Origin of the sequence: Nocardioides sp. (assembly GCF_031397825.1) — a bacterium.
GTDB lineage: Bacteria > Actinomycetota > Actinomycetes > Propionibacteriales > Nocardioidaceae > Nocardioides.
The window spans coordinates 1-19039 of sequence record NZ_JANNML010000182.1 but is presented as its reverse complement, the minus strand read 5'-3'; the positions used below and the strand labels follow the sequence as shown (position 1 = coordinate 19039).

At 70.9% G+C, this 19039-nt stretch carries 19 protein-coding genes, 2 tRNA genes and 1 other RNA gene; 13 read left to right on the top strand and 9 right to left on the bottom strand.

What is annotated here, in order from left to right; genetic code table 11:
* Positions 1 to 3: 3 nt before the first annotated feature.
* Positions 4 to 90, bottom strand: a tRNA-Ser gene (locus RMN98_RS15645).
* A gap of 85 nt (positions 91 to 175) precedes the next feature.
* Here RMN98_RS15645 and ffs point away from each other — a divergent pair.
* From ffs to RMN98_RS15610, 7 genes are all read left to right on the top strand, one after another.
* An RNA gene (ffs, locus tag RMN98_RS15640) (signal recognition particle sRNA small type) lies at positions 176 to 266 on the top strand.
* A 90-nt stretch (positions 267 to 356) separates the two neighbouring features.
* Positions 357 to 2426 (top strand): DNA polymerase III subunit gamma and tau, encoded by a 2070-nt coding sequence (locus RMN98_RS15635; RefSeq protein WP_309649744.1) that lies wholly within the window; start codon positions 357 to 359, stop codon positions 2424 to 2426.
* A gap of 64 nt (positions 2427 to 2490) precedes the next feature.
* Positions 2491 to 2868, top strand: a complete 378-nt coding sequence (locus tag RMN98_RS15630; protein WP_309649743.1) for a YbaB/EbfC family nucleoid-associated protein — start codon at positions 2491 to 2493, stop codon at positions 2866 to 2868.
* Positions 2869 to 2875: 7 nt separating this feature from the next.
* Positions 2876 to 3472: a recombination mediator RecR gene (gene recR, locus RMN98_RS15625; protein ID WP_309649742.1), complete on the top strand. Its 597-nt coding sequence runs from the start codon at positions 2876 to 2878 to the stop codon at positions 3470 to 3472.
* Entirely contained in the window at positions 3469 to 4053 is a 585-nt protein-coding gene (locus RMN98_RS15620; RefSeq protein WP_309649741.1) for a DUF5063 domain-containing protein, read from the top strand. Before recR ends, RMN98_RS15620 begins: the two co-directional genes overlap by 4 nt.
* Positions 4054 to 4108: 55 nt before the next feature.
* Positions 4109 to 5380 (top strand): aspartate kinase, encoded by a 1272-nt coding sequence (locus RMN98_RS15615; RefSeq protein ID WP_309649740.1) that lies wholly within the window; start codon positions 4109 to 4111, stop codon positions 5378 to 5380.
* A 2-nt stretch (positions 5381 to 5382) separates the two neighbouring features.
* Positions 5383 to 6420 carry an aspartate-semialdehyde dehydrogenase gene (locus RMN98_RS15610; protein ID WP_309649746.1) on the top strand — a complete coding sequence of 346 codons (1038 nt, stop codon included), beginning with the start codon at positions 5383 to 5385 and terminating at the stop codon, positions 6418 to 6420.
* Between the two features lie 180 nt (positions 6421 to 6600).
* Here the strand turns inward: RMN98_RS15610 and RMN98_RS15605 are convergent, their stop codons facing one another.
* Both RMN98_RS15605 and RMN98_RS15600 read right to left on the bottom strand, forming a co-directional pair.
* Entirely contained in the window at positions 6601 to 7329 is a 729-nt protein-coding gene (locus RMN98_RS15605) for a hypothetical protein (protein ID WP_309649739.1), read from the bottom strand.
* 40 nt (positions 7330 to 7369) lie between these two features.
* A complete protein-coding gene (locus tag RMN98_RS15600; protein ID WP_309649738.1) occupies positions 7370 to 8446 on the bottom strand; it encodes a GTP-binding protein in 1077 nt (358 codons plus the stop codon).
* A 143-nt stretch (positions 8447 to 8589) separates the two neighbouring features.
* Here RMN98_RS15600 and RMN98_RS15595 point away from each other — a divergent pair, with 143 nt between their 5' ends.
* Both RMN98_RS15595 and RMN98_RS15590 read left to right on the top strand, forming a co-directional pair.
* Positions 8590 to 8994, top strand: coding sequence for a Fur family transcriptional regulator (locus tag RMN98_RS15595; protein ID WP_309649737.1), 405 nt, complete (start codon positions 8590 to 8592; stop codon positions 8992 to 8994).
* A 41-nt stretch (positions 8995 to 9035) separates the two neighbouring features.
* Positions 9036 to 9314 (top strand): HU family DNA-binding protein, encoded by a 279-nt coding sequence (locus RMN98_RS15590; RefSeq protein ID WP_309649736.1) that lies wholly within the window; start codon positions 9036 to 9038, stop codon positions 9312 to 9314.
* An 88-nt stretch (positions 9315 to 9402) separates the two neighbouring features.
* On the opposite strand, the gene RMN98_RS15585 is transcribed toward RMN98_RS15590, so the two are convergent.
* Positions 9403 to 9476, bottom strand: a tRNA-Pro gene (locus RMN98_RS15585).
* Positions 9477 to 9571: 95 nt separating this feature from the next.
* The gene (locus RMN98_RS15580) at positions 9572 to 10495 is read right to left on the bottom strand and encodes a metallophosphoesterase (RefSeq protein WP_309649735.1); all 924 of its coding nucleotides are present in this window, start codon (positions 10493 to 10495) and stop codon (positions 9572 to 9574) included.
* A 25-nt stretch (positions 10496 to 10520) separates the two neighbouring features.
* Here RMN98_RS15580 and RMN98_RS15575 point away from each other — a divergent pair, with 25 nt between their 5' ends.
* Entirely contained in the window at positions 10521 to 10979 is a 459-nt protein-coding gene (locus RMN98_RS15575; protein WP_309649734.1) for a GatB/YqeY domain-containing protein, read from the top strand.
* 23 nt (positions 10980 to 11002) lie between these two features.
* On the opposite strand, the gene RMN98_RS15570 is transcribed toward RMN98_RS15575, so the two are convergent.
* Entirely contained in the window at positions 11003 to 13357 is a 2355-nt protein-coding gene (locus RMN98_RS15570; RefSeq protein ID WP_309649733.1) for a transglycosylase domain-containing protein, read from the bottom strand.
* A gap of 215 nt (positions 13358 to 13572) precedes the next feature.
* Between RMN98_RS15570 and RMN98_RS15565 the strand changes: the two genes are divergently transcribed.
* Complete coding sequence (locus RMN98_RS15565; RefSeq protein WP_309649745.1) at positions 13573 to 13869, top strand: WhiB family transcriptional regulator; 297 nt, start codon at positions 13573 to 13575, stop codon at positions 13867 to 13869.
* An 83-nt stretch (positions 13870 to 13952) separates the two neighbouring features.
* Here the strand turns inward: RMN98_RS15565 and RMN98_RS15560 are convergent, their stop codons facing one another.
* The 3 genes from RMN98_RS15560 to RMN98_RS15550 are packed head-to-tail and all read right to left on the bottom strand — an operon-like array spanning position 13953 to position 16946.
* Positions 13953 to 15140, bottom strand: a complete 1188-nt coding sequence (locus RMN98_RS15560; RefSeq protein ID WP_309649732.1) for an ArsA family ATPase — start codon at positions 15138 to 15140, stop codon at positions 13953 to 13955.
* Positions 15137 to 16150: an ArsA-related P-loop ATPase gene (locus RMN98_RS15555; protein ID WP_309649731.1), complete on the bottom strand. Its 1014-nt coding sequence runs from the start codon at positions 16148 to 16150 to the stop codon at positions 15137 to 15139. The genes RMN98_RS15560 and RMN98_RS15555 overlap by 4 nt, the downstream gene beginning before the upstream one ends.
* Positions 16151 to 16160: 10 nt before the next feature.
* Positions 16161 to 16946, bottom strand: coding sequence for an IclR family transcriptional regulator (locus tag RMN98_RS15550; protein WP_309649730.1), 786 nt, complete (start codon positions 16944 to 16946; stop codon positions 16161 to 16163).
* Between the two features lie 102 nt (positions 16947 to 17048).
* Between RMN98_RS15550 and RMN98_RS15545 the strand changes: the two genes are divergently transcribed.
* Positions 17049 to 17819, top strand: a complete 771-nt coding sequence (locus RMN98_RS15545) for a CoA transferase subunit A (RefSeq protein ID WP_309649729.1) — start codon at positions 17049 to 17051, stop codon at positions 17817 to 17819.
* Position 17820: 1 nt separating this feature from the next.
* On the top strand, positions 17821 to 18453 hold the full coding sequence (locus RMN98_RS15540; RefSeq protein ID WP_309649728.1) for a 3-oxoacid CoA-transferase subunit B: 633 nt from the start codon (positions 17821 to 17823) through the stop codon (positions 18451 to 18453).
* Positions 18454 to 19039 lie beyond the last annotated feature (586 nt).

The following is a 19039-nucleotide window of genomic DNA, read 5'->3' as shown; positions in this document are numbered from 1 at the left end:
CGGCGGAGGATAGGGGATTCGAACCCCTGAGGGCTTTCACACCCAACCCGCTTTCCAAGCGAGCGCCATAGGCCACTAGGCGAATCCTCCGCCGGAGACCTTACCGGGCAGGTCCCGGGTGGATGAAATCGATCCCACCTCGGACTCCCGTCGGGGATCACCTAGACTTCTCCGCAACCCCCCGTGTGGCGGCATCTCGCCCAACTCCCCCAGGGCCGGAAGGCAGCAAGGGTAAGTGAGCTCTGTCGGGTGCATGGGGGGCCTTTTTCTTCCTCACGCCCGCCCGGGCGGCGGTCCTCCACCGAGGACGGACCGGCCCGCTACCGGGTGTCGGCGCCGGTGGTTAGTGTTCTGACGTGGAGTCACCCCTCGCGCTGTACCGCCGCTACCGCCCCGAGACCTTCCAGCAGGTCATCGGGCAGGAGCACGTGACGGAGCCGCTGCGGGTGGCCCTGGCCAACAACCGGGTCAACCACGCCTACCTCTTCTCGGGCCCGCGCGGCTGCGGCAAGACCACCTCGGCCCGCATCCTGGCCCGGGCGCTCAACTGCGACCTCGCGCCGGTGGCCGACCCGTGCGGCGAGTGCCCGAGCTGCGTCGACCTGGCCCGCGGTGGTCCGGGCTCCATCGACGTGATCGAGATCGACGCGGCCTCCCACGGTGGGGTGGACGACGCGCGCGACCTGCGGGAGAAGGCCTTCTTCGCGCCGGTGCGCAGCCGCTACAAGGTCTACATCATCGACGAGGCCCACATGGTGACGACGCAGGGCTTCAACGCCCTGCTCAAGCTGGTGGAGGAGCCTCCGCCGCACCTGCGTTTCATCTTCGCGACGACCGAGCCGGAGAAGGTCATCGCGACCATCCGATCGCGCACCCACCACTACCCGTTCCGGCTGATCCCGCCGCGGCTGCTCTCCTCCTACCTGACCGAGCTCTGCACGAAGGAGGGCGTGTCGATCGAGCCAGCCGCGCTGCCGCTGGTCGTGCGCGCCGGAGCCGGCTCGGCCCGGGACACGCTCTCGGTGCTCGACCAGCTGCTCGGTGGAGCGGGTCCGGAGGGCGTCACCTACACGCTGGCCAGCGGTCTGCTGGGCTACACGCCCGACACGTTGCTCGACGAGGTCGTCGACTCCTTCGCGGCCGGCGACGGCTCGGCGGTCTTCGGGGTCGTGGACAAGGTGATCGAGACCGGGCAGGACCCGCGTCGGTTCACCGAGGACCTGCTGCGCCGCCTGCGTGACCTGGTCATCGTCTCCGCCGTGCCCGATGCGCCCGCCACGGGCCTGATCGACGTCTCCGAGGACCAGGGCGAGCGGCTGGTCGCCCAGGCCGCCCGCTTCGGCGCGGCCGAGCTGACCCGGGCGGCCGACCTCGTCGCGACCGGCCTGACCGAGATGCGTGGTGCCACCGCACCCCGGCTGCTGCTCGAGCTGATCTGCGCGCGGGTGCTGCTGCCCGGGGCCGACCACTCCACCGACGGCGTCCTGGCCCGCCTCGACCGCCTCGAGCGGCGCGCTGCCATCAGCGGCGGTGCTCCCGCCGCCGAGGCGCCGCCGGCGCTCACCCCCGGCCAGGACCGGCCGGCCCAGGTCCGGCCCGCGCCGCACGAGCCGGAGCCGCCGGTCGCGGTGCCCGTGGCCCCGGTGGTCGAGCCCGCGGTCGTCACCCCGCCGCCCCCGCCCGCGCCGGTCGTGGTGGAGCCGGAGCGCGAGCCCGCGCCGCTGCCCGCCCCCGAGCCGGAGCTCCAGCCGGTCCCTTCCCTCGCCGCTGCGCCCGCCCCTGCGCCCGCCCCTGCGGTCGCAGGCTCGAGCACCCTCTCGCTCGTCGACGTACGACGCCTGTGGCCCGACATCGTCGAGGCGACCAAGCAGCGGCGACGGGTGACCTGGATCCACCTCACCCAGCACGCGCAGGTGGTCGCTGTCGACGCCACGACGCTGACGTTGGGCTTCTCCAACGCGGGCGCCCGCGACTCCTTCGACAACGGCGGCAGCTCCGAGATCGTGCGACAGTCGGCCATCGACGTCGTGGGGGCCGACTGGAAGGTCGAGACGATCGTCGACCCGGGTGCCTCGGCCGACGTGCCGCCGCCACCCGCCGCGGAGCCGCCGCAGCCCGAGCCGGTCCGTCCCGACCCGCCGGTCGCGGTGGACGAGCGACCCGCGCCGGAGGCCCCGCCGGCCTGGATGAGCGACGAGTCGGAGCCCGAGGCCCGGCCCGGTCCGGAGTCCGTGCGCTCGGCTCGCAACGCGATCCAGACCACCCGCCCGGCGGGTGAGGACGCCGCCCGGGGCGCCGACCTGGCAGCGGCCGACGCGGACGCGCACCCCGACGACCTCGACGCCGACTCCGAGGAGCTCGGCGGGGCCGAGCTCCTCGCGCGCGAGCTCGGTGCCCAGATCATCGAGGAGATCCGGCACTCTTGAGACCGTCCCGCGCGTTGTCCCACCGACTCGTCCCAACCGTTCGCAACCACGAGGTGACTGCACCATGACCCAGAACCCCTTCGACGCCCTGGGCGGCGGCGGCTTCGACATGAACGCCCTGCTCCAGCAGGCCCAGCAGATGCAGGAGCAGCTGCAGGCCGCCCAGGAGCGCCTGACCGACACTGTCCTGGACGGCACCGTCGCCGGCGGTGCCGTGACGGTCAAGGTCAGCGGCGTGGGTGACCTGATCGCGGTCGAGATCAAGGCCGGTGGCTTCGACGGCGCCGACGCCGACGACCTGGCAGACCTCGGCGACATGATCGTGGCCGCCTACCGCGACGCCAAGTCGCAGGCCGACGCGCTCGCCGGCGAGGCCCTCGGACCGCTGGCCGGAGGTGGCGGCCTGCCGGGCATGCCGCCGTCCGGTCAGCTGGGGTTCTGAGCACACCTTGTACGAAGGTGTCGTCCAGGACCTGATCGACGAGCTCGGCCGCCTGCCGGGGGTCGGTCCCAAGAGTGCCCAGCGCATCGCGTTCCACCTGCTGCAGGCCGAGCCCGCCGACGTCCGCCGACTGGCCGACGTCCTGATGGAGGTCAAGGCCAAGGTCAAGTTCTGCTCGGTCTGCTTCAACGTCTCCGAGGACGAGCAGTGCCGGATCTGTCGCGACCCGCGGCGCGACCCCGCCGTGCTGTGCGTCGTCGAGGAGTACAAGGACGTCGTGGCGATCGAGCGCACCCGCGAGTTCCGCGGTCGCTACCACGTGCTCGGCGGGGCGATCTCGCCGATCGACGGGATCGGTCCCGACCAGCTGCGCATCAAGGAGCTGATGCCGCGCCTCAACGACGGCGTCGTCCTCGAGGTCGTGCTGGCGACCGACCCCAACCTCGAGGGAGAGGCCACCGCGACCTATCTCACGCGGCTGCTGCGGCCCATGGGGTTGCAAGTCACCCGCTTGGCGAGTGGACTGCCGGTGGGTGGTGACCTCGAGTACGCCGACGAGGTCACCTTGGGAAGAGCCTTCGCAGGGAGACGGGCAGCCGAATGACCGCACCACAGATCGACACCGAGACCCAGGACTTCGCGCAGGAGATCGCCGACAGCGTCGAGAGCTTCCTCATCGCGCTGCGCGCGATCAGCCGGGAGGCGACCTCGGGCCAGGCGATCTCGCTGCTCCTGCTGGAGATCAGCCAGGTGCTGCTCGCCGGTGCCCGACTCGGGGCCCAGCGCGACTTCACGCCGACGGCCGACTACCAGCCCGACGTGGGTCCCGAGGCCGACCTCGACGAGATGCGCCTGCGGCTGGCGCTCCTGCTCGGCAACGTCGACACCTACAGCTTCGTCTTCGACCCCTACGTCCCCGACGTGGTCGAGAGCCAGCTCTCCGACGACCTGACCTCGATCGCCAGCGACCTCGAGAACGGTCTGCGCCACTTCCGGCTGGGCGACGTGACCGAGGCGCTGTGGTGGTGGCAGTTCTCCTACGTCGCGTCGTGGGGCAACCTCGCGGGCGCTGCGCTCAACGCGTTGCTCTCGGTGGTGTCCCACGACCGACTCGACGTCGACAACGACGCCGAGATCGAGCAGATCGTCGCCGCCGAGGCTGTCCTGGACGGCGACCCGGTCTGAGCGCGTGAGTCGTTAGACTCCGAGGGTCCTTCCCCGACCTCAGGAGTGAGCTGACGTGGGCATTGTCGTGCAGAAGTACGGCGGCTCTTCGGTCGCTGATGCCGCTGGCATCAAGCGAGTGGCGCAACGCATCGTCAACACCCGCAAGGCGGGCCACGACGTGGTCGTCGTGGTGTCCGCCATGGGCGACACGACCGACGAGCTGCGTGACCTCGCCGAGCAGGTGACGCCGCTGCCGCCGCCGCGCGAGCTCGACATGCTGCTGACCGCCGGCGAGCGGATCTCCATGGCCCTGGTGGCCATGGCGATCGCGCAGCTCGGGCACAAGGCGCAGTCGTTCACCGGCTCCCAGGCCGGTGACATCACCGACTCCGCCCACGGTCGCGCCAAGATCATCGACATCACCCCGGGGCGCATCGAGGCCGCCATCAAGGACGGCGCGATCGCGATCGTCGCCGGCTTCCAGGGCGTCTCCCAGGACACCAAGGACGTCACGACCCTCGGCCGCGGCGCCTCCGACACGACCGCCGTGGCGCTCGCCGCGGCGCTGGGCGCCGACGTGTGCGAGATCTACAGCGACGTCGACGGTGTCTTCACCGCCGACCCGCGCATCGTCAGCACGGCGCGCAAGCTCGACAAGGTCTCCACCGAGGTCATGCTCGAGATGGCCGCCTCGGGCGCCAAGATCCTCCACCTGCGGTGCGTCGAGTACGCCCGCCGCTACAACATGCCGGTCCACGTGCGCTCGTCCTTCTCGCAGAAGGAAGGCACCTGGGTCATCCCCGAGACAGTTGCAGGAGAAGACATGGAACAGGCGATCATCGCGGGCGTCGCCCACGACCGCAGCGAGGCCAAGATCACCGTCGTCGGCGTGCCCGACAAGGTCGGCGAGGCCGCGCGCATCTTCGAGGCGCTGGCCGCGACCGAGGTCAACATCGACATGGTCGTGCAGAACGTGTCGGCGGCTGCGACCGGCCTGACGGACATCTCCTTCACCCTCCCGCGCACCGACGGTCAGACCGCCATGGCCGGGCTCGCCCGGATCCAGGACGAGGTCGGCTACGAGAAGCTCCTCTACGACGACCAGATCGGCAAGGTCTCGCTGATCGGTGCCGGCATGCGCTCGCACCCGGGCATCACGGCCAGGTTCTTCGCGGCGCTGGCCGCCGCCGGTGTCAACATCGAGATGATCTCCACCTCGGAGATCCGCATCTCGGTCATCGTCAGCGAGGCCCAGGTCGACGAGGCCGTGCGCTCCACCCACACCGCCTTCGAGCTCGACAACCTCGAGGTCGAGGCGGTCGTCTACGGCGGGACCGGCCGATGAGCATGAGCATCGGCATCGTCGGCGCCACCGGCCAGGTCGGCGTCGCCATGCGCCGGATCCTCGAGGAGCGCGGCTTCCCGTGCGACGAGATCCGCTTCTTCGCCTCGGCCCGCTCCGCCGGGACCGTGCTGCCCTACGCCGGGCGGGAGGTCATCGTCGAGGACGCGTCCACCGCCGACCCCGCCGGCCTCGACATCGCGCTCTTCTCCGCGGGCGCCACGACGTCGCGCGCGCTGGCTCCGGTCTTCGCCGCCGCCGGCGTGACGGTCATCGACAACTCCTCGGCCTTCCGCATGGACCCCGCCATCCCGCTGGTGGTCTCCGAGGTCAACCCCGAGGCGATCGAGCTGGCCCTGGGTGAGGGTGGCAAGCGCATCATCGCCAACCCCAACTGCACCACGATGGCCGCGATGCCCGTCCTCAAGCCGCTGCACGAGGAGGCTGGCCTGGTGCGGCTCATCGCCTCGACCTACCAGGCCGTCTCCGGCTCGGGCGTCGCCGGGGTCGAGGAGCTCGCCTCCCAGGTGGGCGCCGTGGGTGACAAGGCCCGCGAGCTGGCCTACGACGGCGAGGCCGTGAGCTTCCCCGAGCCCATGAAGTACGAGCGGACGATCGCCTACAACGTGCTCCCCATGGCCGGCTCGATCGTCGACGACGGGCTCTTCGAGACCGACGAGGAGCAGAAGCTGCGCAACGAGTCGCGCAAGATCCTCGGGATCCCGGACCTGCGGGTCTCGGGCATCTGCGTGCGGGTGCCGGTGTTCACCGGTCACTCGCTGGCGATCAACGCCGAGTTCGCCTCGGCCATGACCGTCGAGCGCGCCCGCGAGCTGCTCGCGGCCGCTCCCGGGGTCGAGCTGTCGGACATCCCCACACCGCTGCAGGCGGCCGGCAAGGACGCGTCGTACGTCGGTCGGATCCGGCAGGACCCTGGCGTCGACGGCGACCGTGGCCTCGCGCTGTTCATCTCCAACGACAACCTGCGCAAGGGTGCCGCGCTCAACACCGTGCAGATCGCCGAGCTGCTCGCCGCGCGCTGAGGGGCGGGCGCCTGGGTGGCCGCTCCATCAAGGTACGTCGACGAAACGCCACCTCCCACGGCGTAGACCCCGTGGTGGGTGGCGTGTCGTCGTGGGGAGTGCGACGGCTCGAGCTCGGGTGCTGCACCATTGCGCCGACTCGCGCCCGGTGCTGCACCATTGCGCCGACTCGGCGGGGGGTCAGTCCTCGGGTGCGTCGATGAACGTCGTGGTGACCCAGTGGGACAGCAGGTAGGTCGCGACTCCGACCAGCGGGATGACGAGGATCATCCACCAGCGGTCCAGCACGTCGATGAAGACGAGCAGGGCGATCACGGCGAGCGACCCGACCGCGAGGAAGCTGGTGCTGCCGGGGTCGGGCACCCGGAAGGCGCGCAGCAGGGCCGAGCCGATGACGACCGCGGCGACCACGATCGCCAGCAGGATCGGGAAGCCGGCCGCTCCGCACGTGGCGGTGCCCTGCACGGCCTCGCAGGCCTTCAGGGAGCCGGCGGTGGCGCCGACCATCGCGGCGCCGACGAGCAACCCGGTCAGGGCGGCCGCGACCCGACCCGTGACGATCGGCTCGCGGTCCTCGGCAGGCGGCTTCGGCTCTTTCGGGGCCTTCGGCTCCTTGGGCGGCTTGGGTGCCTTGACAGGTTTGGCGGCCTTCACGCGCTCGACCGGCGTCGGCCGGGCAGCCGGGGCCTCGTCCACGAACAGCGGACGGCTCGGCTCGGCGTCCGGGACGGTCTGGGGCTCGGGCTGCTCGATGACCTGGGTGTCGTCGTCGGCCGCGGAGACCTCGGACACCGCGGAGACCTCGGACACCGCGGACACCTCGGACACGGGGGCGGGCCGGCTCTTCTTGCGGCCGAAGAGCTTCGGCAGCTCCAGGCTCGGCTCGGTGGTCTTGTCCTCGTCTCCCATGCTGCCCAGTGTGTCACGACAGGTCCTCGGTGGGGTGGGGTCACGCAACGACGCGGATCGGGCCCAGCCATGGCTCGAAGCCGTCCTCGGTGACGTCCCACGCCGCGGAGCCCAGCGGGGCGTCCGCCGGGGCCAGGAGGAGCTGGTCGAAGGAACGCTGCAGGTGGCCGGGCGCGACACCGACGCCGGCGAGGTCGATCCTGGTGTGCGGCGTACGACGCCCCCAGGGCTCGCCGTGGCCGATGCTGAGCTGGCCTCCCGCGCCGTCCCACACCAGGACGCGCCCCGGTCTGGTCGGCAGCCAGAAGCAGCCGCGGGAGCGGTGCCGTCCGCCGCCGAGCTCCTCGAGCCGGTGGAGGAGCCGGCCTGGGTGGAAGGGCGAGCGAGAAGCGAGCGACTGTGCCCAGGCTCGCCCCGCGTCGACCGTGGGCGCCGCGTCGCGTCGCACCGGTGAGGACCACGCGAGGGTCTCATCGTGCCGGTGCAGGTCGGCGCACAGGGAGGTGCCGTCGACCTCCTCCACCCCACGCAGGACCAGGGCGCCGGGGCGGGCCAGGACGCGGACGAGGTCGAGACCAGCGTCGTCGGCCTCGGCGCCGACGACGACCACGTCGGCGTACTCGACCATCGCGGCAGCGACCTCGCCGACGCCGCGGCGGTCCTCGGGGGAGGTGTGCTGCCCGCGCTCGACCAGGAGAGCGTCACCGACGAGGCCCTCGACGAGGTCCTGGCCGTCGAGGGCGGTGACCACGCTCGCGACGCTGAGGTGGCGGGACAGGCGGGTGTCCCAGGACAGGACGCTGCAGATCTGACTGGCCTCGGCACCGACCGGCAGCGCTGCCAGGACCGTGCCCCAGCGACCATCACGGGCGACCCGCTCCAGGGTGGGGACGATGTCCTCGCGCAGCGCACAGCTGACGCAGGCGTGCTCGAGCTCGATCTCCTCACGCTCGAGGACCCCGCTGAGGTCGCTGACCGTGCGGTGCAGCACCCGGGCGGCGACGTCGATGCGGTGGCGCACCGCGACGGCCCGCGGCAGGTCGAAGAGCATGCCGACCATCGCGGTCTCGAGCGTCGGGGTGTCGACTCCCGTGAGCAGCACGACCGGGGTCCTCATCGGGCACCTCGGCATGGGGTGGGGTCGGTGGGCACGGCACGTCCCTTTCACTAGAATGAGAATCATTCTCAATAATGTCAAGAGCAGGAGCCCATGTCACGTCCGTTCGGGCTGCCGCGGCCGGCGACGGTAGGTTGGCGGGCATGAGCGAGACCATCGGTGTGCGGCCGACGCGACAGCGTCTGGCCGTGCGTCAGGTCCTCGACTCGGCCGACGACTTCCGCAGTGCCCAGGACATCCACGACGCGCTGCGTCGGGAGGGGGAGCGGGTCGGGCTGGCGACGGTCTACCGCGCGCTGCAGTCACTGGTCGAGGCTGGGGAGGTCGACGTCCTGAAGACGGACGCCGGCGAGGCTGTCTACCGCCGCTGCAGCACCCACCACCACCATCACCTCGTGTGCCGCGAGTGCGGTCGCACGGTGGAGATCGAAGGACCCGCGGTGGAGCGGTGGGCGACGGCGGTCGCGCTCGAGCACGGCTACGAGGACGCGAGCCACACCCTGGAGCTGTTCGGCACCTGTTCGCCGTGCCGGGGCGCCGTGCGCTAGCGTTGCAAACGAGAATCGATCTCACGAGGAAAGGCACTACATTGAACCGCAACGAGCTCAAGGAAGCCGTCGCCGACAAGGCCGGCCTCGACGTCGGTCAGGCAGACCGCGCCCTCTCCGCCGTCCTGGACGCCATCACCGGCGCCCTGGCGTCGGGCGACAAGGTGACGCTGGCCGGCTTCGGCACGTTCGAGACGCGCGAGCGCGCGGCCCGCACGGGCCGCAACCCGCAGACCGGCGAGAGCATGGAGATCGCCGCGTCGACCGCAGCGGCCTTCAAGCCGGCCGCCGCGCTCAAGAAGGCCGTCTCCGAGCGCTGACGTCGCTGGTCGGGCACTGCCCGACACGCAGAGGAGCCCCGGACCCACATGGTGGGTCCGGGGCTCCTGGCGTCTTCGACGCCGTCTGTCGGGCTGACAGGATTTGAACCTGCGGCCTCCTCGTCCCGAACGAGGCGCGCTACCAAGCTGCGCCACAGCCCGATCATGGGCCCCTCCCGGTGGAGGGAGGAGCCCACGGTCATCGAGCATACCCGAGGGCCAGCGGAGCCTCGAATCTGGGCCGGGTCAGGGCCGGATCAGGTGACGGGCAGCAGGGTGAGCAACGTGGCCTCGGGTCGACAGGCCACCCGGATCCGCGCGTAGGGGCTGGTGCCGAGCCCGGCGGAGACGTGCATCCAGGCCGAGCCGGGGTCGCCAGGTCGGGAGTCCGCGGGGTGCCGGTGCAGGCCGCGGGCGCGGGCGGGCTCGAGGTCGCAGTTGGTGGTCAGCGCGCGGCCGCCGGGCAGGCAGACCTGTCCGCCGTGGGTGTGCCCGGCGAGGATCGCGTCGTAGCCGGCGGCGGCGTAGTGGTCGAGCACCCGGAGGTAGGGCGCGTGCGCGACACCGAGGCGCAGGTCGGCGCCGGGGTCGGCCGGGCCGGAGACCTCGTCGAGCCGGTCGTAGCCCAGGTGGGGGTCGTCGACACCCGCGAGGGCCAGCGTCGTCTCGCCGACCGTCAGGGAGCCGCGGCGGTTGGTGAGGTCCAGCCACCCCGCGCTGCTGAAGGTCTGCGACAGCAGGGGCCAGGGCAGCTGCGGCACGTCCGTGTGGCGCTTGCCGTCGTCGGGCAACAGGTAGCGCAGGGGGTTGCGCAGGCTCGGCTCGAAGTAGTCGTTGGAGCCGTGGACGAAGACGCCCGGCACGTCGAGCAGCGACCCCAGGGAGTCCTTGACGATCGGCACGGCGTCACGGTGAGCCAGGTTGTCGCCGGTGTCGACGACCAGGTCGGGCTCCAGGCCGGCGAGGTCGCGCAGCCACGCCTGCTTGCGGGTCTGGCCCGGGGTCATGTGGATGTCGCTGAGGTGCAGCACCCGCAGGGGCCTCATGCCACGCGGCAGGACCGGGACCTCGACGCGCCGCAAGGTGTAGGCCCGCGCCTCCCACACGGCGTACGCCGTCAGGCCGGAGGCCGCGAGCGCACCGGTGCCGAGCAGTCGGGGGAGAAACCGGAGGCTGGGCACGCGGCAAGGCTGCCACAATGGCCTCATGAGTGCCCTCAAGGACCGCCTGCGCACAGACCTCACCGCCTCGATCAAGTCGCGCGACGAGGTGCGTTCCTCGACCCTGCGGATGGTCCTGACCGCCATCACCAACGCGGAGGTGGCCGGCAAGGAGGCGCGTGAGCTGACCGACGAGGACATCATCGGCGTGCTGTCCTCCGAGGCCAAGAAGCGCCGGGAGGCGGCCACCGCGTTCGCGGACGGCGGTCGCACCGAGATGGCCGCCAAGGAGCGAGCCGAGTCGGAGGTGATCGCCGACTACCTGCCCGCCGCACTGAGTGAGGAGGAGGTCGCCGGCATCGTCACCGCGGCGATCGAGCAGGTCGGTGCCGCCGGCGAGGGCATGAAGGCCATGGGCAAGGTCATGGGCCTCGTCACGCCCCAGGTGAAGGGGCGCGCCGACGGCGGCGCCGTCGCTGCGGAGGTGCGCCGCCAGCTCGGCTGACGCCGCGCCAGACCGTCAGCCGGTCAGCGGCGTCCGCCGTTGCCGTTCCCGTTGCCGTTGTTGCCACGACCACCGCGGCCCCCGTTGTCCGGACGCGGCGGACGCCCGGTCGACGGGTAGATCACGACCGTGTCGCCGCTGGCCAGCTCCACCCCCGCGCCCGGGCCGGTGTAGGCGACCGTGCCCTCGGCGTAGCCGGAGGGGACCGAGCCGCCCAGGCTCACCGTGAAGCCGAGCTCCTCCAGGGTCACGCGGGCCGAGTCGACGTCCTGGCCGCCGAGGTCGGGGATGCCGGTGAGGACGCCGAGGACGTCGGTGCCGCTGGGGGCGACGAAGTCCTCGTCGTCGAGGTACTGCTCGATGACCTTCATCGCGTCACCCCACATGGGGCCGGCGAGGGTCGAGCCGAAGGCCGCGGAGACGAAGGAGTCGCCGATGGTCTGGCCGTTGAGCGTGATCGGCTGACCCTCGATGTTGGCGCCGGCGATCATTGCCGCGGTCGCCAGGTTGGGGGTGTAGCCCGCGAACCACACCGCGCGGTTCTCCTGGATGGTGCCGGTCTTGCCCGCGGAGGGCTGGACGGTGTTGATGCCGGCGCCGTAGCCGAATCCGCCCGGCTCCTGGACTCCACGGAGCACGTCGTTGACCGCGTCGGCCACCGAGCTCGGCATCACCTGGGTGCAGCGCGCGGGGTAGTCCTTGAGCGTGTTGCCGTTGGAGTCAAGGATCGCGGTCACCGGACGCGAGTCGCAGTGCAGGCCGCGGCCGGCGAACGTCGCGTAGGCCTCGGCCATCTCGAGCGGGCTCACGTCGGCGACCCCGAGGGTGAACGTCGGCACCATCTCGGTGGCGGGCTCGGTGAGCTGGACCCCCATGGCCTTGGCGAGCTCGTAGGGCTCGCAGAGGCCGGTCATCTGCTCGAGCTGGGCGAAGAAGGTGTTCACCGACAGGCGTGTGCCCGTGTAGAGGTCGAAGGTGCCGGAGTCGGTGGAGTTGGACGGGTCCCAGATTTCGCTCGACTGGTAGAACTCACCGTCGCAGACCTCGAAGTCGCCCTGGTCGAGGAAGACCTGCGGGGGCGACGAGATGCTCTCGGACAGCGGGATGCCCTGCTGGATCGCGGAGGCGAGGACGAACGACTTGAACGTCGAGCCCGCCTGGAAGCCGTTGGAGTCGCCGTACTGCGACGGGACGACGTAGTTGAGGTAGGTCTCGCCCTGCCGCTTCTTGGCTCCCATCGGTCGGGACTGGGCAATGGCCTTGACGGCGCCCGTGCGGGGCTCGACCATCGCCAGGGCCCCGATCGCCTCGTCGTCCTTGAAGACGTTGGTGCGCACCGACTCGTCGGCGGCGTCCTGGTAGCGCAGGTCGACGGTCGTGCGGATCGTGAGGCCACCGGAGTAGATGAGGCTCTTGCGCTCCTCCTCGGTGCGACCCAGGGAGCGGTCCTTCATCAGGTAGTTGAGGACGTAGTCGCAGAAGAAGGGGGCGCGCGAGAAGACGCAGCCGTTCTTGACCTCGGTGACGTCGAGCTTGAGGCCCCTCTTCTTGGTCTTCTCCGCCATGGTGTCGGTCACGACGTTGAGCTGGGCCATCCGGTCCAGCACGATGTCGCGACGCTCGCGGGTGCGGTCGGGGGCGTTGGTCGGGTCGAACGCCGTGGGGTTCTGGACCAGGCCGGCCAGGATCGCCGACTGGTTGAGGTTGAGCTTGCTGGCGTTGACGTCGAAGTAGTGGCGCGCCGCAGCCTGCACGCCGTAGGCGCCGTCACCGAAGTAGGCGATGTTGAGGTAGCGCTCGAGGATCCAGTCCTTGCTGTAGCGCTGCTCCACGGCGATGGCGTAGCGGAGCTCCTTGAGCTTGCGGGCGTAGGTCTGGTCGACCGCGGCACGCTGCTCCTTCTTGGTGTCGGCCTGCTGGAGCAGCGTCAGCTTGACCATCTGCTGGGTGATCGACGAGCCACCCTGCACGACGCCGCTGGCGGCGGAGTTGGTCAGCAGGGCGCGTACGGTGCCCTTGACGTCGAGCGCGCCGTGCTCGTAGAAGCGGTAGTCCTCGATGGCGACGATGGCCTTGACCATCGTGCGTGAGATCTGGTCGAGCGAGACGTTGACGCGGTTCTGGTCGAAGATCGTCGCGATCGTCTCGCCCTTGCCGTCGACGATGCGGGTCTTCTGCGGCAGCGCGTCGGTCTCGAGCTCGGTCGGGAGCTGGTCCATGGTGTCGGCGACGCTGCGTGTGGTCACGCCGACGACCGCGGCGAACGGGATCGCCAGGCCGGCCACCACGACCCCCAGGACGGCGGCGACGGCCACCATCACCCCCAGGTGCGAGAGCACCTGGGGGAAGGACGGACGCTCGGAACGTGGCCTCGACATGGCTCCAGGGTACGTGAGAGCGCGCAGCGCGCCGGATTCGTCGAGGGTCACCCCTGGTGCCTGGTCATCACGAATGACTAGTCATTTAGGACTACACAAGTTGGGCCTAACGAGGCTTACCGATCCTGAGCGGGTTCTTTACCTTTAGGGACGTGGGATAGGCCGAGGTGGCGTCATGGGGACGCAGCCTGATCTCGGAAGATGTGGGGACATCAATCATGTGGGTAGAAGACTGGGCGCCACGCGCCGCATGCAAGGCTGCACAGCCGGACCAGCTGTTCGTCCGTGGAGCCGAGCAGAACAAGGCCAAGCAGCTGTGCGCGGGTTGTCCCGTGCGCACCGAGTGCCTCGCTGAGGCGCTCGACAACCAGATCGAGTGGGGCGTCTGGGGGGGCATGACCGAGCGCGAGCGCCGGGCCCTGCTCCGTCGTCGTCCCGCCGCGTCCTGGCGCACCGTGCTGGAGACCGCCCGCGAGGGCGCCCAGCCGCAGCCGGCACCGGCCGGGGTCTGAACCTCTAGCGCCGCAACGCCTGAGCCGCCCGGGAGGGAGGGTTCAGGCGTTGCTCTGCGTCCGGACCCGGGTGGTGATGCCCGTCACGAGCCGGCGAGGAGCTGCCCGACACGTCGCAGCCCGGCGAGGTCGTGCACGTCCCCGGCCAAGGCCGGGACGACGGCTGTGGCCACCTGGGGGTGGGCGGTCGCGAACCGCTCCCGCAACCTCGCCTCCCGCTCGACCATGCGCATCTGGTCGGCGTGCAGCCGCAGCATGCCGGCGGTGAGCGACGTCGGGTCCTCGTGGCGCAGGCGCTCGGCCGCGGTCATCGACTCGTCGGCGGAGAGGTCGCCCGAGGGTGCCGGGCTGGCCCGGTTGACGATCAGTCCCGCCAGCGGCATGCGGTCCTCGCTGAGCCGCTCGACGAAGTAGGCCGCCTCTCGCAGGGCGTCCGGCTCCGGGGCTGCCACGACGAGGAACGCCGTGCCGTCGTGCTGGAGCAGCGCGTAGGTCTTCTGGGCGCGCTGGCGGAAGCCGCCGAAGACTGTGTCGAGCGCGGCGACGAAGGTCTGCAGGTCACCGAGGACCTGGCCGCCGAGGATCTTGGTGAGCGCGTTGGTGATGATCCCGAAACCGGCGGTCATCAGCTTGGCCGGGCCGCGAGCCGGAGCCAGCATCAGCCGGATGAAGCGGCCGTCGAGGAAGCTGGAGAGCCGTTCGGGGGCGTCGAGGAAGTCCAACGCGGAGCGCGACGGCGGGGTGTCGACGACGATCAGGTCGTAGGCGCCGTCCCCACCCTCCGGACCGGACTGGGCGTGGATCTGGCCGAGCTTCTCCATCGCCATGTACTCCTGGGTGCCCGCGAACGAGCTGGACAGCGCGATGTAGAAGGGGTTCTCCAAGATCTGCTTGGCCTTCTCGGGGCTGGCCTGGCTCTCGACCACCTCGTCGAAGGTGCGCTTCATGTCGAGCATCATCGCGTCGAGCTTGCCGCCGGCCGCCGGGTCGACCGCGGCCACGGGTCGTGGGGTGTTGTCGAGCGCCTCGATCCCCATGGACTGGGCCAGGCGCCGGGCCGGGTCGATGGTGAGCACGACGACCTTGCGGCCGCGCTCGGCGGCGCGCAGGGCGAGCGCGGCCGACGTGGTGGTCTTGCCCACGCCGCCGGAGCCGCAGCACACGATGATCCGGGTGGCCGGGTCGTCGATCAGGGCGTCGACGTCGAGCGCCCGGATCCCGGGAGTGCTCGCGGTGCCGCTGGGCCCGACGCGGGTGCGTGCCTTCGTCATGCCATCCCCTGCTCTCGGAGGCTCGCGGCCAGCTCGTAGAGGGCGCCGAGGTCGACGCCCTGCGGCAGGCGCGGCAGCTCGTACGTCGGGACACCGAGGTCGGCGACCAGCCCCCGCTGGGAGTCCTCGAGCGCTCGGCGCTCGGCGTGGTCGCGGGCCTCGACGAGCAGACCGTCGACCAGCGCCGGGTCGTGGCGCACGCCGGCGCTCTTGAGGTCGGAGGTCACCCGCTCGCGGTCGATCGAGCCGCTGCGGGCGTCGGCGAGGTCGTCGGCCGCCAGGTCCTGCGGACGGATCAGGTTGACCACCACGCCACCGACCGGCAGGTCGACCGAGCGCAGCTCGGCGATCCCGTCGGCGGTCTCCTGCACCGGCATCTCCTCCAGGACGGTCACCAGGTGCACGGCGGTCCGCGGCGAGCGGAAGAGCGTCATCATCGTGTCGGACTGTGACTTGATCGGCCCGACCTTCGCCAGGCCCGCGAGCTCGTTGCTGACGTTGAGGAACTGCACGATGCGACCCGTCGGTGGCGCGTCCAGGACGACGGCGTCGTACTGGATGGCGCCCTTGTTGCGGCTGTTGCGCTCCACCGCCTCGAAGAGCTTGCCCGTGAGCAGCACGTCGCGGACGCCCGGGGCGATCGTGGTGGCGAACTCGATGACGCCGAAGCGGTCGAGGGCGCGACCGGCGCGACCCAGCTTGTAGTAGAGCGAGAGGTACTCCAGGAGCGCCGACTCGGGGTCGATGTGCAGCGCATGCACGACGCCGGGAGTGCCGTCCTCGGCGGGCAGGCCTGTCGTGAGGCGACGCTCCACGGGAGGCAGCGGGTCGACGTCGAACATCCGGGCGATGCCCTGACGGCCCTCGACCTCGCACAGCAGCACGTTCTTGCCGCGGGTGGCCAGCGCGAGCGCCAGCGCCGCCGCGACGGTCGACTTGCCGGTGCCGCCCTTGCCCGTGACGACGTGGAGGCGGACCTTGGGCCAGTCTCTCGTCCGCTTCTCGCTCACGGACCGAATGCTAGGGCGTGGGTCCTGAGGCGGTGCGGGGACGGCGCAGGGAGCGGGACAGCTCGTGGGCCTCGTGGAGCAGCAGGCTGCCCAGCTCGCGTCGGCGGCCCTCGTCGAAGCGCCGCTCGATGCCGGTCAGGCTGAGTGCCCACGCGGGCTGCTCGTCGGCGTCGAAGACCGCCGCGCCCATGCCCCAGCTGCCCTCGACGATCAGGCCCGGGTTGAGCGCCCAGCCGCTGGCGCGGGTCTCGGCCACGCGACGTCGTACGGCGTGGGGTGCGTGGTCCGGGCCGTGGGCGGGTGTCAGGTCGACCCGCCCGAGGAAGTCGTCGATCTCGGGATCGGGGAGGAAGGCGAGGACGGCCATGCCGGCGGAGGCCACACCGAGCGGGAAGCGGATGCCCTCGACCAGCACGTGCGAGCGGATCGGGAAGCTGCCGTCCTCGCGGAGCAGGCAGATGGTCTCGTCGCCCCGCCGTGCGGAGAGGAACGCGCTCTCGCCGGTCGCCACGGCCAGCCGGCGCACGTGGGGCTGGGCGATCGCCGTGACGTCGTAGCGCGACCCGGCGGCGGAGCCGAGGAAGAACAGCTCCGGGCCCAGCTGCCACCGACCGGTGCCCGGGTCGCGGTCGACCAGGCCCTCGGCGAGCAGGGAGGTGAGGAGGCGGTGGACGGTCGGGCGCGCCAGCCCGCACTCACGGGCCAGGGTGGAGGTCGTGGCACCGCTCGGCTCGTGGGCCGAGACCGCACGCAGGACCGCGCCGACGCGACCGACGACGTCGGTGGGGGTGTCCATTGGGTGGACGCTACCGTCTCCGATGGCTCACTGTGCGACTGATTCCCGTCTGCTGGGTGGTCGGGTGTTGACCCCGTCCACCGGGCTGCGTTGGATCGGCCCATGGACAAGGTGATGAGCTCGGCGGCTGCGGCCGTGGCCGACATCCCCGACGGCGCGACGTTGTCGGTGGGTGGCTTCGGGTTGTGCGGGATCCCCTCGGTGCTGATCGACGCGCTGCTGGTGGCCGGCACGACCGACCTCGAGGCGGTGTCGAACAACTGCGGCGTCGATGACTGGGGCCTGGGACGGCTGCTGATGGCGAAGCGGATCCGCCGCATGGTGTCGTCGTACGTCGGGGAGAACAAGGAGTTCGCCCGGCAGTACCTCTCCGGGGAGCTCGAGGTCGAGCTGACGCCGCAGGGCACGCTGGCCGAGCGGATGCGCGCGGGCGGGTCGGGCATCCCGGCCTTCTTCACCGCGACCGGCGGTGGCACGCAGGTCGCCGAGGGCGGCATCCCGTGGCGCTACGACGCCGAGGGCGACGTCGTCCTGTCGTCGCCACCCAAGGAGACCCGGGACTTCGGAGGGCGCGAGTACGTCCTCGAGGAAGCCATCACCGCCGACTTCGGCCTGGTGCGTGCCTGGAAGGGTGACCGTCACGGCAACCTCGTCTACAAGGACTCGGCGCGCAACTTCAACCCCCTCGCCGCGATGTGCGGCCGGGTCACGATCGCCGAGGTGGAGGTGCTCGTCGAGCCCGGCGAGATCGAGCCCAACGACGTCCACACGCCCGGGGTCTACGTGCAGCGGGTGGTCGAGCTGACGCCGGCCCAGGCTGCCGACAAGCGCATCGAGAAGCGGACCGTGCGTCCTGCTGCTGAGGAGAGCTGACATGAGCTGGACGCGTGAGGAGATGGCCGCCCGGGCGGCCTCGGAGCTGAGCGACGGCTCCTACGTCAACCTCGGGATCGGGCTGCCGACCCTGGTGCCCAACTACGTCGCCGACGACGTCGAGCTGGTGCTCCAGAGCGAGAACGGCGTGCTCGGCACCGGAGCCTGGCCGGTCGACGGCGAGGAGGACCCCGACCTGATCAACGCCGGCAAGGAGACCGTCACCCTGCGCAAGGGCGCCTCGATCTTCGACTCCGCGACCTCCTTCGGGATGATCCGCGGCGGCAAGATCGACGCCGCGATCCTCGGCGCCATGCAGGTCTCGGCGGCCGGCGACATCGCCAACTGGATGATCCCCGGCAAGATGGTCAAGGGGATGGGCGGCGCGATGGACCTGGTCCACGGCGCCAAACGGGTCATCGTGCTGATGGAGCACGTCGCCCGCGACGGCTCCTACAAGATCGTCGACGAGTGCTCGCTGCCCTACACCGGCCGCGCCGTCGTCCAGCGGATCATCACCGACCTGTGCGTCCTCGACGTGCTGCCTGACGGCGGGGGGCTCACCCTGGTCGAGCTCGCGCCCGGGGTCACCGAGGACGAGGTGCGCGAGAAGACCGAGCCGACGCTGGTCTGAACGCGGCCCTCAGTGGATGTGTGTCTCGCACGAACCAAGCGCACTCGTCGGCCGAGTTGCGCGCGCTGTGCCTCGCTGACGGGATCGGGTCGTGTGCCGCTCGCAGCGGCCGAGCGCGGCCTGCGACACACGACCCGATTGGTCGCGGCGATCGCAATGCCTGACCGGATCCTGGAGGTACCGTCCACGGCTCTTCCTGCTCCGACGTCGATGACCGCGGGGCACAGTGCTGAAGAGTGCGGTGGATCGCACGTGGCTGGTGCGTGCGATCGACCGCAGTGTCGAGATCCGTCCGCGTCTGCCGCGAAGCTTGCGGTCATGCTGAGAGCCGGCTGCTCCGTAGCCGGACGTACGCAATACGGATTGAGCCGTTGCTGTCCCGCTCGAGCAGGGCGGCGAAGGGACCCATGGGTACGTTCGGCTACGAGGTCGTGGTGGTGACCGAGTCAGAGCTGCCCGAGCCAGGGGTGCTCCGGCGAGGTCAGGGTCAGGGAGCGCACCAGCCAGGCCCGCTGGTCCGGGTCGAGGACGTCCTTCATCATCTGGAAGTCGGCCTCGTCCTTGGGGCGCGGGGTCTTGCTCTTCT